The 12,815-nt window shown below is 54.2% G+C and carries 16 protein-coding genes and 1 pseudogene; 2 read left to right on the top strand and 15 right to left on the bottom strand.

From position 1 onward, the window contains the following. Nucleotides 1–462: 462 nt before the first annotated feature. From ACR3E4_RS01790 to ACR3E4_RS01735, 12 genes are all read right to left on the bottom strand, one after another. Nucleotides 463–738 (bottom strand): hypothetical protein, encoded by a 276-nt coding sequence (locus tag ACR3E4_RS01790; RefSeq protein ID WP_480536069.1) that lies wholly within the window; start codon nt 736–738, stop codon nt 463–465. Between the two features lie 229 nt (nt 739–967). Continuing rightward, entirely contained in the window at nt 968–1,240 is a 273-nt protein-coding gene (locus tag ACR3E4_RS01785) for a hypothetical protein (RefSeq protein WP_480536067.1), read from the bottom strand. Continuing rightward, the gene (locus ACR3E4_RS01780; RefSeq protein WP_480536066.1) at nt 1,237–1,500 is read right to left on the bottom strand and encodes a hypothetical protein; all 264 of its coding nucleotides are present in this window, start codon (nt 1,498–1,500) and stop codon (nt 1,237–1,239) included. Before ACR3E4_RS01780 ends, ACR3E4_RS01785 begins: the two co-directional genes overlap by 4 nt. Continuing rightward, nucleotides 1,497–1,943 (bottom strand): DUF5681 domain-containing protein, encoded by a 447-nt coding sequence (locus ACR3E4_RS01775; RefSeq protein ID WP_480536064.1) that lies wholly within the window; start codon nt 1,941–1,943, stop codon nt 1,497–1,499. Before ACR3E4_RS01775 ends, ACR3E4_RS01780 begins: the two co-directional genes overlap by 4 nt. Continuing rightward, on the bottom strand, nt 1,940–2,326 hold the full coding sequence (locus ACR3E4_RS01770) for a hypothetical protein (RefSeq protein WP_480536063.1): 387 nt from the start codon (nt 2,324–2,326) through the stop codon (nt 1,940–1,942). Before ACR3E4_RS01770 ends, ACR3E4_RS01775 begins: the two co-directional genes overlap by 4 nt. A gap of 3 nt (nt 2,327–2,329) precedes the next feature. Continuing rightward, the gene (locus ACR3E4_RS01765; protein ID WP_480536061.1) at nt 2,330–3,844 is read right to left on the bottom strand and encodes a YfjI family protein; all 1,515 of its coding nucleotides are present in this window, start codon (nt 3,842–3,844) and stop codon (nt 2,330–2,332) included. After that, nucleotides 3,841–4,698, bottom strand: coding sequence for a DUF7146 domain-containing protein (locus ACR3E4_RS01760; protein WP_480536059.1), 858 nt, complete (start codon nt 4,696–4,698; stop codon nt 3,841–3,843). The genes ACR3E4_RS01765 and ACR3E4_RS01760 overlap by 4 nt, the downstream gene beginning before the upstream one ends. 2 nt (nt 4,699–4,700) lie before the next feature. Further along, a complete protein-coding gene (locus tag ACR3E4_RS01755) occupies nt 4,701–5,060 on the bottom strand; it encodes a hypothetical protein (RefSeq protein ID WP_480536058.1) in 360 nt (119 codons plus the stop codon). Continuing rightward, on the bottom strand, nt 5,060–5,227 hold the full coding sequence (locus ACR3E4_RS01750) for a hypothetical protein (protein WP_480536057.1): 168 nt from the start codon (nt 5,225–5,227) through the stop codon (nt 5,060–5,062). The genes ACR3E4_RS01755 and ACR3E4_RS01750 overlap by 1 nt, the downstream gene beginning before the upstream one ends. Nucleotides 5,228–5,341: 114 nt before the next feature. Further along, a complete protein-coding gene (locus ACR3E4_RS01745) occupies nt 5,342–5,542 on the bottom strand; it encodes a helix-turn-helix transcriptional regulator (protein ID WP_480536055.1) in 201 nt (66 codons plus the stop codon). An 85-nt stretch (nt 5,543–5,627) separates the two neighbouring features. Next, complete coding sequence (locus ACR3E4_RS01740; RefSeq protein WP_480567045.1) at nt 5,628–6,041, bottom strand: hypothetical protein; 414 nt, start codon at nt 6,039–6,041, stop codon at nt 5,628–5,630. Beyond that, nucleotides 6,031–7,359: a tyrosine-type recombinase/integrase gene (locus tag ACR3E4_RS01735; RefSeq protein WP_480536054.1), complete on the bottom strand. Its 1,329-nt coding sequence runs from the start codon at nt 7,357–7,359 to the stop codon at nt 6,031–6,033. The genes ACR3E4_RS01740 and ACR3E4_RS01735 overlap by 11 nt, the downstream gene beginning before the upstream one ends. Nucleotides 7,360–7,740: 381 nt before the next feature. Between ACR3E4_RS01735 and ACR3E4_RS01730 the strand changes: the two genes are divergently transcribed. Beyond that, nucleotides 7,741–8,970, top strand: a complete 1,230-nt coding sequence (locus ACR3E4_RS01730; protein ID WP_480536053.1) for a tyrosine-type recombinase/integrase — start codon at nt 7,741–7,743, stop codon at nt 8,968–8,970. Between the two features lie 135 nt (nt 8,971–9,105). Further along, nucleotides 9,106–9,339: a helix-turn-helix transcriptional regulator gene (locus ACR3E4_RS01725; RefSeq protein ID WP_480536052.1), complete on the top strand. Its 234-nt coding sequence runs from the start codon at nt 9,106–9,108 to the stop codon at nt 9,337–9,339. A 454-nt stretch (nt 9,340–9,793) separates the two neighbouring features. Here ACR3E4_RS01725 and ACR3E4_RS01720 read toward each other — a convergent pair. From ACR3E4_RS01720 to ACR3E4_RS01710, 3 genes and pseudogenes are all read right to left on the bottom strand, one after another. Further along, a pseudogene (locus ACR3E4_RS01720) lies at nt 9,794–10,057 on the bottom strand (transposase); the annotation flags it as partial. Between the two features lie 138 nt (nt 10,058–10,195). Beyond that, on the bottom strand, nt 10,196–11,296 hold the full coding sequence (locus ACR3E4_RS01715; protein ID WP_480536051.1) for a CDP-glycerol glycerophosphotransferase family protein: 1,101 nt from the start codon (nt 11,294–11,296) through the stop codon (nt 10,196–10,198). Nucleotides 11,297–11,406: 110 nt separating this feature from the next. After that, entirely contained in the window at nt 11,407–12,618 is a 1,212-nt protein-coding gene (locus ACR3E4_RS01710; RefSeq protein WP_480536050.1) for a glycosyltransferase family 4 protein, read from the bottom strand. Between the last annotated feature and the right edge of the window lie 197 nt (nt 12,619–12,815).

Raw genomic sequence — 12,815 nt, 5'->3', positions numbered from 1 at the left:
GGGCGCATCCTCACCGTGGGACCAATCCAAACCCGCATGTTGTAATACAATTCGAGGATTGCTGGCCCCTGCTGACCTAAGGTCTCGAGCATATCTACGTGTCATTCTATATCGACGGTCCTCATCGCCCGTCGCTCTTGTCCAACGAACCACAACCTCTAAATGAGAGGCGCAATCTGAGGCGGAGAGTAGTATCCTAGCAGGCAGGATCCGCAGCTTGCTGCAAAGAAGAACCTCCCTTTCCTCACTGTCTTCCAATTGCGAAACATCATCAGATTCAACGGCAACGAAATCTTCCCATTTAGAATCAGTGGCTTTTGGTGAATTGTTGTTTTCTACCATGGCAATAATGTCCTATCTTCTTTCGATGTAGAATCGGCACAATTTGAAATAATTGCATCAAACTAGCATAATTTGATCGATAATGGCAGTTTTGCGGGCGCATGAGCTATCGGCCGATGTTCATCGCTTTTGCTCCGGAACGTATTTTTGCTTCGCCTCTGGCCATGACAACTGACCGATTTGATGCATCCGCTCAGTGAAAGATTCAGTGCTTTCACCTTCTTCACGTTTGAAGCCCGCGACTTTGCCCAACCCCCACATGACATGGGCCGTGACGATTTCTTCGTCTTCGCCACCATTGAGTGGGGCCTCGTAAATCAGGACGCTGATAAACACCTCAGCGTTTCCGCCGTGCTTGCGTTGCTCTAGTTTGCCTACTCGCGTGCGGATACTCATATCTGGCCCTCCAATGCTTGCTCCCACCGAGACTTACTCAAGCTCGCAATCCTTGCTTCATAGACGGTTAGATTCTCATTCTCATCGCGCTCAACAGTAATTGACCTTCCGCGACCCCAGATGATGTGCGCTCTGACGTTGTTGCAGGAGAACAGGGTTTGAAACACAACAAAGCCAGTTCCCGACCTGTCGTTCTGGCCTTCCAACTTCTTGATCCGGTTTCGAATGCTCATAATAAGCCCTCCACAATCTGGTTCACTCTGACGCTGAACTCATTCAGTGATTCGCATTCTTTACTCACAACTTTTTGGCCAGATAGCGGCCCCTTAAGGATGTTGGCAAACACGGGAGTTCGAACCGGTTCTTCCTGATAGTTGGGATCACAACACCCAACCTCACTGTAATTCGGAGCAACCGAGCATATGATAATAGCCGCAACATCATCGCCTAATTGACGACCAAAGTGTTGTTCTATTTTCCGTAGTCTTGTGTTCAAACTCATAGGGTCTTCTCCTGTGGTTCTGCCGCAGATTCGGAAACGAATGTCGACCGGTTCTGTGGTATTGAGGGAAGATAATCTGGGGGTTCGCTCAGATGAAGCGCAATGATTTGAGCGCTTTCCGGCAAACCGAGTTCGCGCCGAACATTTTCCTCAAGAGCTTTCAATTCACGCTCAGAAAGGCCTGCCTGTACCCAAGTGTAATGAAGCTCGGATTCCAAGAAACGTACCTCTAGGTTCCCGATAGTTTTACCAACAGTCATTTCGCTGCCTCCAATGCTGTAATCCGGCGTTCCAACTCGGTCGTTTCCAGCACCCGCCTGTACTGCTCCACCAGCCCCATGACCGTTGCCCCTTCAAGCGGCGTGACATCACCTTGAGAAACGGCCTGTAGCACCGCCTGAGCGGCCTCTGAGGCGTCCTCAGCGGATTTGATGGGGGGAAGGTCGAAGTTGACAGGTGCGTCCTTTCGGGATGGCGCGATACGCTCCAAACAAAGACGCAGGGCCGTGCTGTCACCCTCCAGCGCCAGTTCCACAGCCTTTTGAGTGATTGCCTCTGATTGGCCTTCCAGTAGTTCCTCGACAGCCCGTGTAACCCGGTGGCGGGCACCACGCGGCCTACCTGAGTTCCCCGTTGCAAATGTTCCGTCCGGGTTCCGTTCATCCGTATTCGCACCGTATTTACGGTTGTCATCACTGCTCATCTTGCCCGCTCCCACTGTCGAGTTTTGCCATTCCACACCCGCCCCTTCGGCCCGTGCCTTTCCCATTCCGGCAGGTTCCGCCAGTCATCCAGGCTGACCACCTTGCCGGTCCATGTGACCGGCCTGCCGCCGACGCCAATCTTGTCAGGCACTGGCCCCTGATTTGGGGGCTGCAGGAGTGATTGAGAGGCATCGAAAGTGTGCGGATTCCGCTCACCTTCTTTTTTTGCATTTTGGCCGGTAGGGGCTGCTACTTTTGCTACATCTGCTACATGAGCCTCGGATTTGACGCCCTGTGTAGCAGAAGTAGCAGATGTAGCAGGGGTGCCCTGCTGATTTCTGATTTTTGCCAATGCGGCGCGAGTATCGAATAAAGCGGTCATGAATCACCCCCTAACGATGCGATAAGCAAGGCTACGATTTGCCCCGTCGATAAGTGTTCCGGGGTCAAGCTGATGCAGCCATTGGTGCTCTGCCAGGACAGACAGCAAGGATTTAGCTTTGGGTGTTTCACGGAATGCGCCGGGGCCGTACACGACTACATCACGCGGCATAATCGTGTTGCTGTCCCGCCCGAGTTTGCTGGCATGATCCGGCCAGACATCCAGAATCCATTTCCGAAGGCAATCCGCTTGCTCGATCCGCTCTGTAATCATCGCGGTCTCTGCCAGCCTCATGGCCTCATTCAGATAGAACTGTGTAAGGTCGATTGCATCAGTCATGACATCATCGGTGACCTCGTGTGCGTTCAAATCGCTCCAGAGCGTCAAGACACCAGCAATCCGTGCGGCCTGTTCCGCTGACTTGGAGGCGAAGGATTTGACATGTTCGAAATCACCACCGCTGCCCTGTGATGCCTCTGTGAACTTGTAATATTCAAACAGCAGGTCCTTGGCTGCGGCAGACAGGGGCAGTGCCCTTGGCTTGAGCTCTTGCGGCCTGTCTTCATCAAGTGGTTTCGGGTGCGTCAAAAGCTGATTCAGACGCCCGGACATTGCTACTTTTGCTACATCTGCTACATCCGCGTTCGGCCTGTTCAGCCGAACTCCGATATTGCTGATGGGTTCTGTTATCAGGAACCGGGCCAAGAACCCCTGACCGGATGCAATCGGATCTGAAAGCAGGGGCCGTGCTGCGACCGGCTGAACCATCAAATGCATCGCCAACCTGCGCCCGTAGAGGCTAACGGCTCCGTCACCAGCCCGAACCCTGTCAGGTGGTTCGCCATCCCAGAGCTTAGACAGCCCGGCGACTGTCTTCATGCGGTTATCGTTGTTCATGGCATGGCCGCCAAGAAAGCCGCCGCCCTCGTCAGAGAACAACCCGAGGCTGGGCTGGCCCACAAGGTAAAGCTTCACCAGCCCTTCAATCGTGGGTTCCGATGCCGTCAGTTTAGGCGACAGGGGCTGTGGCGGTTCTGGCCCCATGGCCTTCAAGTCGACCTCAGCGGCAGCGGCTTTGTCTGGCTTGCTACCAGACGCTTCTTTCAACAGCCGGTCACGTTTGGCGGCCCATAGTTTATGGGTGAGCTGCCAATCAGCCATATCTTCTTTGTGCTGGGCTGTCTGTTCGCGCTCAAACTCGCGTAGGCCATTCATGACCAGCTTATCGCAACCGCTTTTCCGCTCGCCAGATTGAGCAACAGTCAGGCAATACAGAGAGGTTGGTGAATACCCGGCCAGGGTCTCAACATCAGCATGAGCCTGCACGGCCAGAGACGCCACCGACAAGGCCGATTGTGCCGCGATAGCCGCCGGGGCTTGCGTGGCTTGCTGCACGGCCAGAACCGCGCCCCTGAGCGGCCCCAGCGCATTTACAGGATACTCAACGCCGCGCGGGATTTCCCGCAGCAAGGGTTGTGGGCCTTCTTCAATGAATGGTTTGGGCTGGATCACTGTCATACCTTGGCCCCCTCTTGCAAAACGTCATTCCAGTCCTGCCCGTCAGGTGCGGGCATGGTCGATACTTTCCAGCCAAGAGAATTGGCGCGGCTGGCCAATGAGTGACCGGCCTCACGTCCGGCGTCATCGCCATCAGTCGCAACAATCAGGCTCGTTGGGCGAACCGGCAGGCGCACGGCTTTCATTCCCGATGTGCTGAGCGTGGCCCAGACAGTCGCAGGGCCGTCCAAAAGACCGGACAGCAGCGATAGGCCGGTCTCGATGCCTTCACACACCACAAGCGGCCCTACGGCCTGTGACAGCACCACAGCGCCGCCCGAACACGGCCCCAGCATCATCTTGGCGTTTTTCTTCAGGCGGATGCCTTTCTTGTCGAAGAACGTCCGGTGAATGCCCCCGGTTGTGGTCTGGGCTACCATTGCCATGCACCACGAGGTTGACGGGTTGTGAAAGATATCCGGCGCAAAGCGCAGAGACGGTGGCAAGTCGCAAGTGATACCACGCCCGCGCAGATAGGACTCTGCTTTGGTGCGTTCGATGGGGCGGCAGGCATCCCAGATACCTTGAGCCTGCCGCAGCTTGTTCGCCTCATATTCCTTGCGTTTCTGTTCAGCCTCGCGCTGCGCCTCGGGATCGACCCGCGCCGAACTGGCCGGAACATTGGCGGCGTCGGCAATATCCCGAAAATCGCAGTTGTTCTTGAAGCAATGCAGCAATAACCGGCCACTGGCCTCCGAGATTGACAGGGCAGTTTGGTCGCGGCGGCGTTCGGGCTGGCAGACGGGACAGGGCGCAGAGCCCCGTCCATTGCGCCAGACACCACCGAGATTGAAAGTGATGGTCTCAGCGTTCATGGCTACACCTCGCCCGGCTGGGTCCGAACAACCTTGCTCACCAGGCGAAACACGCCGTAGCTCTTACGCCCCGAGGCGGCGTCATTGCTGTAGCGGTCGGTTTCGATCTGAACACGCTTTTCATGCCGCAACAGGTTTACATAGTGGCTGATCCTGCAGCGCGAAGCGCAGTAAATGGGTTGCTTGCGCAACGCCTCCAACACACGGCGCAAGTTCCGGTCGGCATGGATCACATGGGTTTCGCCCGCGTCGTTGGTTACCTCGTATTCTGCGGGTTCGGTCAGGGTGTTCAGGTCCGCCCAGCGCTGCACATACAGCGTGTTACGGGGCTCTTTGGTCGGGGTATTGACTTGCTCTGTCATTACACTGCCTCCACGTTCACGCCGAACCAGTGCTTCGCCACAATCGGGCAGTCGCGCAGCAGAACACGCGGCGGGTTGTTGTCGTTGCTGGGGTTGAATACCGGCGCTGCGCCAAAGCGTTTGGCCGGGTCGTGGTGTTTGTTTTCGGAGTGATACATCAAAGTCATGCTCGTTCCTCAAGCTTGCGCTTTTGGGCGGATCACGGTAAATTTCGCTTAGTCTTGCTGTGACTGAAAAACGAATGTTCCCGTGTCCAACATGCCCGTTGGCGCGGGTTTCGTTTAAGCGGCGGCGCGCTGCGCCTTGGCTTCCTCAACAAGATTTTGGATTTCAGATTCAGACCAACGGGTGGTCCCTTCCAACTTGACCGGCTGCGGGATTTTCCCGGCTGCTGCCCTGCGCCAAACGGTGGCGACACTGCAACCAAGAATGGCGGCAGTATCTTTCACCGAAAGAAGGCGGTCTCCTGTGATTGCGTTCATTTTCAACACCTCGCGGTTAGTTGCGACATGTTGAGAGTGCGTTATTCAGAAAAATAAATAAATGTTATCAGTAGGTTGGAAGTTTTCACTTCTTAACTGCCGGTATAGCCTCAGACAATTCCTTGTCCGCCCGAAGATGAGCGTTCTTTATAGTCTGTCTTGTTATCTCTGGTTGAGTGCAGTCTTGTTCGCGTGCTTGCGCAGTGCGCAATGCTGCAACAACCTCATACGCGGCGTTAGTCGTAATTCCAGCCAGCGCTTTTTCCTTCTCAACGGCCCGCCAAATGCTGAAATCCTCAAGTCGCCTCTGGTGTGTTCGAGGTCTGTGGTTCGGAAAGCTGACCTCGCCCCGCAAGAAGTCAGCGAGCCAGTATCGCGTTTCTGTATGGAGGGTGCCGCCACGCTCTATGTAGTCGGCTAGGGGCTCCAAATCGTTGTGCTTGGCCATGGCTAGTAGCCGAAGGTCAGGATTGTATGAATTACCGTTTTCATCCGACATCACTGCCACCCCCAATCGCTACTACATCCGCACTTTCCTGCGTCACCAGTTCTGCCCATTTGTCTAAAGCAACAGCGCGCTCAGCCAGCAGTTCGGCCTGATTGTATACCCGGGCCACGGCGCTTGGCTTTGAGCCGGTTGCGGCGTGGTTTAACACTCGATCCACCACAGATTCTGAAATGCCGCGCTCGGCCATGTGCGTCGCAAATGCGGTCCTGAAATCGTGTAATCTCCAAGGTTCAAAATCATCACCAAGAAGCTCATCCAGCCGTGTCTTCATCTTGCTCCAACCGGATATTGGAGTGCGGCCAGTGGTTGTGAACAAGAAATCTGATGTAGCAGATGTAGCGGATGTAGCAGGGGACTTGCCTGACTTCTTGTCCTTTTTGGCTTCGTCCAGCATCTGTTGGCGGTGAAAAAGTAAAGCCTCAATCTCGGATAAGGCAGGGGCCGAGAGGTGGGTGATATGTCCACGGTCGTTCTTTTCCTGAGAAACAGCCTTTTTGAATCTAGCTTTTGAAAGCTCCAGTTCACTCTTGCGCAGGTTGTTGATCGAGGTGCGCCGCTGAACCGTCAGCATCAAGAGGCGGACAGGTGGCCCCCATAAATCGCCTAGTTCGTGGGTTTTCTTCCAAATGGCTCGGACCTCCTCCAGGCTAAGAACGCGGTCCCGGATTTGTTCTTTAGTCGCCCGCTCCAGTCGGTCCCCGATGTCTTGTTCAAGATACTCCCGCCGCCAAGACCAGCGCGTGAAGTGCTTTAGAGCGGCCCTGATCCGGTTGGCCATGAACAACTTACCCTCTTTGGCCTTGTCATCTATCGGCCTTTGTAGGTTGGCGCGCGTCAGATCCCCGATGGGTTGGAGAAGGTGTTTTCTAAATGCATCCTCAAGTTGGCGCTTTCTCTCCCCCTGACGCTTCAAGTTGGAGAGATGCAGTTCGTCATATGCGTCCAGCACGTCTTGCAGCGTCTGGGCCGTAGCAGCGGCCCGCTCCTGTTCCCGGCGCGTCTGTTTTGCCTCCAACACGCGGTCAAACCCCCGCGCGGCCTCGGCCTCTATCTCAAGGGCTAACGCGCGCGCCTCAGCCAGCCCAAGCGCCCCATCCTCGCGCTTTCCCGTGGGGGACCATGTGCAATAGGTGCCAAATGTGTGCTTGCGCTTCGCGCCACCCTTCACGCGCTTCTCATACATCCAGACAGCGCGGGCAGGATATACCCGCAAACGCAACCCGGCTCGCTTGGTGTCCGATATTTCCTCCCGCCCATCGGCTGGGGGCTTGAGCTTCATAAGGTAGGCGTTGGTAAGCTCTTTCTTCACAGTTTGGCCTCTGGGGGACTTGTGGGGGACAAAAACACTGAGATTGAGTGATGTCACATGCGACTAACTTAGACACATTTTACGCAGGGGACAATAGGAGGGACGGCTAATACATCAACAAAAATTAGGAAAACTGCGTTAGTGTGCGACTGAGTGAGGTAGAGTGCGACTCGTTCCAGAATTTGAAGTGCTTCTGATTTGTAATCAGTAGGTCCGCGGTTCGAGTCCGTGTGGGGGCACCACTTAAATACCAGTCAAACACCGGTAAAATAAGATGTTTCCTCAACTGCTTGAGGTTCATTCTTAATCTTCGGTTGGGTTTGATTGTGGTTAGAACGTATCATGAACCTTGTAACGAAACGGTCATTACAAGGACATGGTATGCCGCAGATTAAGTTTACGGATTCGACGCTCAAGTCGCTGTCCACAACCAAGACAACATGGTTCTCAGATCCATCCTGCAAGGGGTTGCGCCTCTGCGTAACCAAGAGCGGCGTCAAAACTTGGTACGTGACCAAGTGGGATTCTGGCGCGCAAAAAACGCGGTCGGTCAAGCTGGCGCAGTGGGCGAGCAAAGGCGCGCATTGCGCTTGGGCCAAGAAGCAGATGGGCGCGACGCTGCTCGACATCCACGAGGGCAATGTGCTGACAAAGGATGAGCGCGAAACTCAGAAGGCGGCTCTTGGCATCCCGACATTCGCCGAGGCTCTGGAACAGTACATCGAACACCGCACGAGTGAGCGAGCATCGGGCAAGGCTCCAATGGTTGAGAAAACCGCCAAGGATTACCGCAATACATTCAAGCTGCGTTTTTCGGGCTGGGCAGATGTCCATGTCGATGAACTGCCGATCCTCGAAATCAATCAGTACCTGAATTCACTGCAACTGACGCGCCCGCATGGCGCGCGGACAGCATCTGTACTGGCCGGGGCAGTGGTTCGTTTCGTCAATCGCCCGTGCGCCTTGGCGTTGCCGATTCCATCGCTGCTGGACAACACCACGATCAAGAGCCGCGTCGAAACCGGCAAACTTGATTTGTCCGTGCCGTGGGCGGACCGCTGGGCCGAGATTGAGCAGATACCGAACGAGCATATCCGCCTGTGGTGGATGCTGACTTGGTACACAGGGTTTCGCCAAGAGACGTTTCGGGCTTTGGAATGGGATCAGGTTGATGTTGAGAACGGGGCAATCACGTTCCGGCGCAGCAAGCACACCTATGACCGCAGGATCGCCGTGTCGGATGATGCGGTGCGGATGCTCAAACGCCTAAAAAAGATCAGGTATGAGGATTGCGATTGGGTGTTCCCGTCCCGGCGCATCATCGGAGACAAGCGCAAACACCTCGGCCAGATGGATGGGCTTGAGCTGACCAATCCCGGCGACCTGCGGCATTTCTGGATGACAGCGGCGCGCGAGGTTTGTCCGCGCCATGTGCACCGCTGGCTCGCTCAGCAGACGCTAACCGACAACGACCTGCGGATGCTTGGCCACTATGGTGAGCCGAGCTTTGATGAGCAGAAGCGTGGCGCGGATGCCATTGCCAAGGCGATCAATAAGCAGCTTGAGGATGCACCTTGCAATGTTGTTGAAATTGGTCGGACGGGCACTTAATTTAAAAACATCAACGGAGTAGCGATGCGGCAGCGCTGAACTGTGACCTGCGGGGCAGATAGGCACGCGACAGCACTCAGAGAAATGAAATGCCCAGATAGGGCTTTCCTGCAATTGCCTACCGTTGAGGTTATCATGACTATCGAAGAACTCGGTCAGCAGTTGGCTGACCTGCGTGTTGATTTGATCCGCGCAAACCCGCCCCAAGTAATGAACCCAGAAGAAGCGGCGACGTTTCTTGGCGTCACTACAGAGACTTTGTTCCGCTGGCGCAAAGATGCCTTTGGTCCGCCCTATTCGCAGCCGACTAGCCGGGTAGTTCGCTACCTGCGCGATGATGTGGTCGCATGGATGCGGGAGCAGGGCTGATGATCACCAAGATTGAATTGCACGAAGATGGTGAGAGCTGTGACGTTCACACGGAAGATGGCTTTGTCGTTTCAATGAGAGTCGCCGCTGCTCGAGCCAAAACCCGGTTCGAGCGCGCATATACGCAACAGACGAACCGCGTTTGGACGTATCGCGGTGATCACAAGGCGCTGGTCGAACCGCTGCTGCGCAACGCCGAGACACGGTGCCCTGTGACTGGTCAATGGCGCGCGACCCGCAACTGGGCTCTCGATTACTGTCACCAGAACCATCTGGATCGCGGGTTAGATGACGCGAAGTTCTTTTCAGGCGCAGCGTTGTTCGAGCATGGCCGGTACATCGTGCAACGCAAGTCGCTGCTCTCGAACGCGCGGGAACATGGTTTCTGTGGGCATGACCAACGCTTTAGCAAGGACCTGAAGTCAGCCGGGCTGAGACCCAGGAAACCTACGACGATCCACTTTTTTGAGTTCACATCCCGAAGCATGGCGTTGTCCAACATCTGTTCGGCCAGCAGCTTCTTCAGCTTCGCGTTCTCAGTCTCAAGCGCACGCAGCTTCTTGGCATCTGACGGCTCCATGCCACCATACTTCGACTTGTATTTGTAAAAGGTGCCTTGGCTAATCCCATAGCGTCGGCACACATCCGTAGTCTTCTCGCCTGCTTTCTGATCCCTGATCATCTGGATGAACTGTTCGTCGGTGAATCTCGTCTTCATTGGTCCATTCTTGTGTTGGATAGACTCTACACAAAACTGGAGAAGATTCAGGTGCTCAGGTCAGCATCATCGAATTCTTGGCTGCTTCTTGGACCATTATGAGCCCGAACAATCGGTCGACCGTACATCGGTTCTGCATCAAGGACGGCTATGTTTAATCTCTTTTTGAAGCGATCGGTCTTTGATTATGCGACAGCTTTCTTTCAGCAAGAACTCTTCAATCTGAGCGCAGGCATCGCCCCGTGCATAATGTGCCCATTCCTGCGCCATTTCTTTGGTTGCGTGCGGCTGATCGGTGCTTTGTACGAATTTCCACAGCTGCGAAGGGTCAACAAACGTAATTGGCGCCGTAAGATCAGAGGCTTCAGAGTATTCGCCTGTAATCCAATCGTATACTTCTTTGTCGAATAGGTATCTTGCCACCTTTCGTCCAGTAAAGGAAAAATCCCAGATGACGGAGGAATAATCCGTAATAAGCGTGTCTGACGAGGTCAGAAGCTCTCGTATATCGACCACATCACTCTGTACGACGCGCACCTTATCATTTGTGAATGCTTCAAGGAAACGCGGCATCGTGGACATCAGGTTTTTGTGGATGACCAGGGTAAGTTCAAAGTTGCGACCGATGGCGTCTGTTTCTGGCATGGAATTTATGAGATCCGCGAGGCCGGAAATATGGCTGTCCAGCGCCCGCTCCGTCGGCTTGCTTTGCAGCCAATCCCGCCAAGTCGGAACATACAAAACTTGATGAACAGACGCATCCAGATCGTTCAGGGGCGTTTCGAAATAGGAATCGTGTTTTGGTATGCCCATTGGCAATACCCGTTGTTCATCAATCTGGAATAATTGCGCCCTGATCTTTCGTTCCCAGTCAGAGCTACACAATATGACATCAAACGGATTAGTAGGAGCGCGATTCAAAAAGCGTCCCGCAAATTTTAATCCGTAAACACCATGGCTCAGAAACATGTCGACACGCCACGGTCTGGGGCGGTGGCTGTTGATGGACACATCGGTCCAACCGTGTGAAAATAGACAGGCATGGCAGAACTCTAGAGCGAATTGCGCCTTTAGAGATCCCCGTTTCAGCGGCAGAATTTCACTGTGATTGGACCCGGGCAGTTCTCCGGTTCTGCTGACCCAATAGACCCGGTTCTTCTTGTTGCGCGCAAGATGAAGGGCAATTGCGCGACCGTTGTCATCGAACGTGGTGCCGGAATGCCCGCCCACAACATACACGCGTTGATTGCTCCAGACAGATTTCCGAACTGCCTCAATGCAGGCTGGAAAAGTTGTGCATATAGCTTTGAGCACTCTTACAAGCAAACTGCGGCGTCTTGATATGAGGCTCAAAACACGTCTCCAAAAACGTTCAACAGTTTATCGGTATAATTCTCTATGCTGCACTTGTTGCGTACCTGTTGCCCGGCCTCGAAGGCAATATCGGCGTGATCAGCGTATGAATCGATAACCTGAGATATGGCGTCTGCCAGAGAATCCGGCGCAAGGGCCTTTGGCTCCGCGATTGTTTGGCTTGATGGATAATAGACGTATTTTGGCAGTTTTGCTTTGGTCGAGCCCAACAGAGCGTATTCGCTGACGGTCAACTCTGGCTCGATCAATGTTGCGGCGCCTTCAAAAGGCAATATTTCAGGGTGGCCGTCAATGTTCGATAGAACGGTCGGGATGCCTGATGCCAGCGCCTCAAGGGGAGAAAGCCCAAATGGCTCACGAAGTGATGGTGCGACGAAAATATCGGTCTCATCGAACAAGGCGCCCATGTCACTGACCAGGCCAAGAAATGTTACGGCGCCGTTTGGCAACAATTTTTCCGCAGTCTCTTTGAGGATTTCAGCCTCGGGCCCTTCTCCGGCGATAGCGAGCTTAACGGAGTATCCTCGATCCAACAGATGGGCTGTCGCATGAATTACACTCGCGATCCCTTTGAATGATATCAGGCGCGCCGCACACGTGATCCGGATCTTGTTGTTTGGCACTCTCCGCTTGTTCAGGGGGCGATGGGCGATGGCCTGACGAAGGGGATTGCAGACCACATGAACTGCGCCTTTGTATTGCCATAAATTTTCAAGCAGATGCTTGTTGGCTTCGGAAACGCTGATTATCCCATTCATTCGGGCCAGCTGTTGCTGTCGCCACTTGTTCACTTTTCTTATGGATGAAAAGCCGTGATCGTAGAAAGCAAATTTACGATTTCTTGACCGCATGTATGAATCGGGTGGGGCGTTCCAACACACGACATGCTTGAGATTTGTGCGCCCGATCAGCTGGTTCAGCAGCGCACGTTGGACACGGTTGCGCGTCTTTGGCATCGAGTCTGGCAGTATGTTAGCCACGCGATAGCTTTGCGGAGATTGTATCTTTCCACCTAGCTGTTCCAGAGTCGTTGAGAAATGTGGTAAAGGCCGCTTCTTTGCCCGGTTAACGGTGTATATCTGGTGTCCCTTGGCGGCGACAGCCTCGGCAAAGCCAGTGTATAGGGTTTGCAGACCTCCGAAATCGTCGAGAGCAATATAGTGAGCAGGTAAGTCTAAGGTTCTCATCTTGTAATTTTCAGCTCTGTCTGCCGAGTCCCAATAGTCGCCAAGTATCAATCTAGAAGCGAAAACGATCCCTAATTTATTTCTTCTCTAGGGTCCATGCGCAATCGTATTCGAGCCTGTCGAATCCCATTGAGATTTGAGGGGCTGTCGATTGTGGCAGAGCATGATCGCGCCTCGAAAGTAGGGGCGGCCCATCA

It is taken from the genome of Ruegeria sp. AP11, assembly GCF_056535865.1.
Note: the sequence above shows the minus strand (reverse complement) of the source record. Positions and strands in the feature narration are given on the sequence as shown.

What these genes read in the sequence shown, in the direction of transcription:
- ACR3E4_RS01730 (WP_480536053.1), top strand. Translation starts at nt 7,741, where the DNA reads ATGCCGCAGATTAAGTTTACGGATTCGACGCTCAAGTCGCTGTCCACA.
- ACR3E4_RS01755 (WP_480536058.1), bottom strand. Translation starts at nt 5,060, where the DNA reads ATGACAGAGCAAGTCAATACCCCGACCAAAGAGCCCCGTAACACGCTG.
- ACR3E4_RS01725 (WP_480536052.1), top strand. Translation starts at nt 9,106, where the DNA reads ATGACTATCGAAGAACTCGGTCAGCAGTTGGCTGACCTGCGTGTTGAT.
- ACR3E4_RS01710 (WP_480536050.1), bottom strand. Translation starts at nt 12,618, where the DNA reads ATGAGAACCTTAGACTTACCTGCTCACTATATTGCTCTCGACGATTTC.
- ACR3E4_RS01740 (WP_480567045.1), bottom strand. Translation starts at nt 6,041, where the DNA reads ATGTCGGATGAAAACGGTAATTCATACAATCCTGACCTTCGGCTACTA.
- ACR3E4_RS01780 (WP_480536066.1), bottom strand. Translation starts at nt 1,500, where the DNA reads ATGACTGTTGGTAAAACTATCGGGAACCTAGAGGTACGTTTCTTGGAA.
- ACR3E4_RS01790 (WP_480536069.1), bottom strand. Translation starts at nt 738, where the DNA reads ATGAGTATCCGCACGCGAGTAGGCAAACTAGAGCAACGCAAGCACGGC.
- ACR3E4_RS01760 (WP_480536059.1), bottom strand. Translation starts at nt 4,698, where the DNA reads ATGAACGCTGAGACCATCACTTTCAATCTCGGTGGTGTCTGGCGCAAT.
- ACR3E4_RS01745 (WP_480536055.1), bottom strand. Translation starts at nt 5,542, where the DNA reads ATGAACGCAATCACAGGAGACCGCCTTCTTTCGGTGAAAGATACTGCC.
- ACR3E4_RS01775 (WP_480536064.1), bottom strand. Translation starts at nt 1,943, where the DNA reads ATGAGCAGTGATGACAACCGTAAATACGGTGCGAATACGGATGAACGG.
- ACR3E4_RS01750 (WP_480536057.1), bottom strand. Translation starts at nt 5,227, where the DNA reads ATGACTTTGATGTATCACTCCGAAAACAAACACCACGACCCGGCCAAA.
- ACR3E4_RS01785 (WP_480536067.1), bottom strand. Translation starts at nt 1,240, where the DNA reads ATGAGTTTGAACACAAGACTACGGAAAATAGAACAACACTTTGGTCGT.
- ACR3E4_RS01770 (WP_480536063.1), bottom strand. Translation starts at nt 2,326, where the DNA reads ATGACCGCTTTATTCGATACTCGCGCCGCATTGGCAAAAATCAGAAAT.
- ACR3E4_RS01765 (WP_480536061.1), bottom strand. Translation starts at nt 3,844, where the DNA reads ATGACAGTGATCCAGCCCAAACCATTCATTGAAGAAGGCCCACAACCC.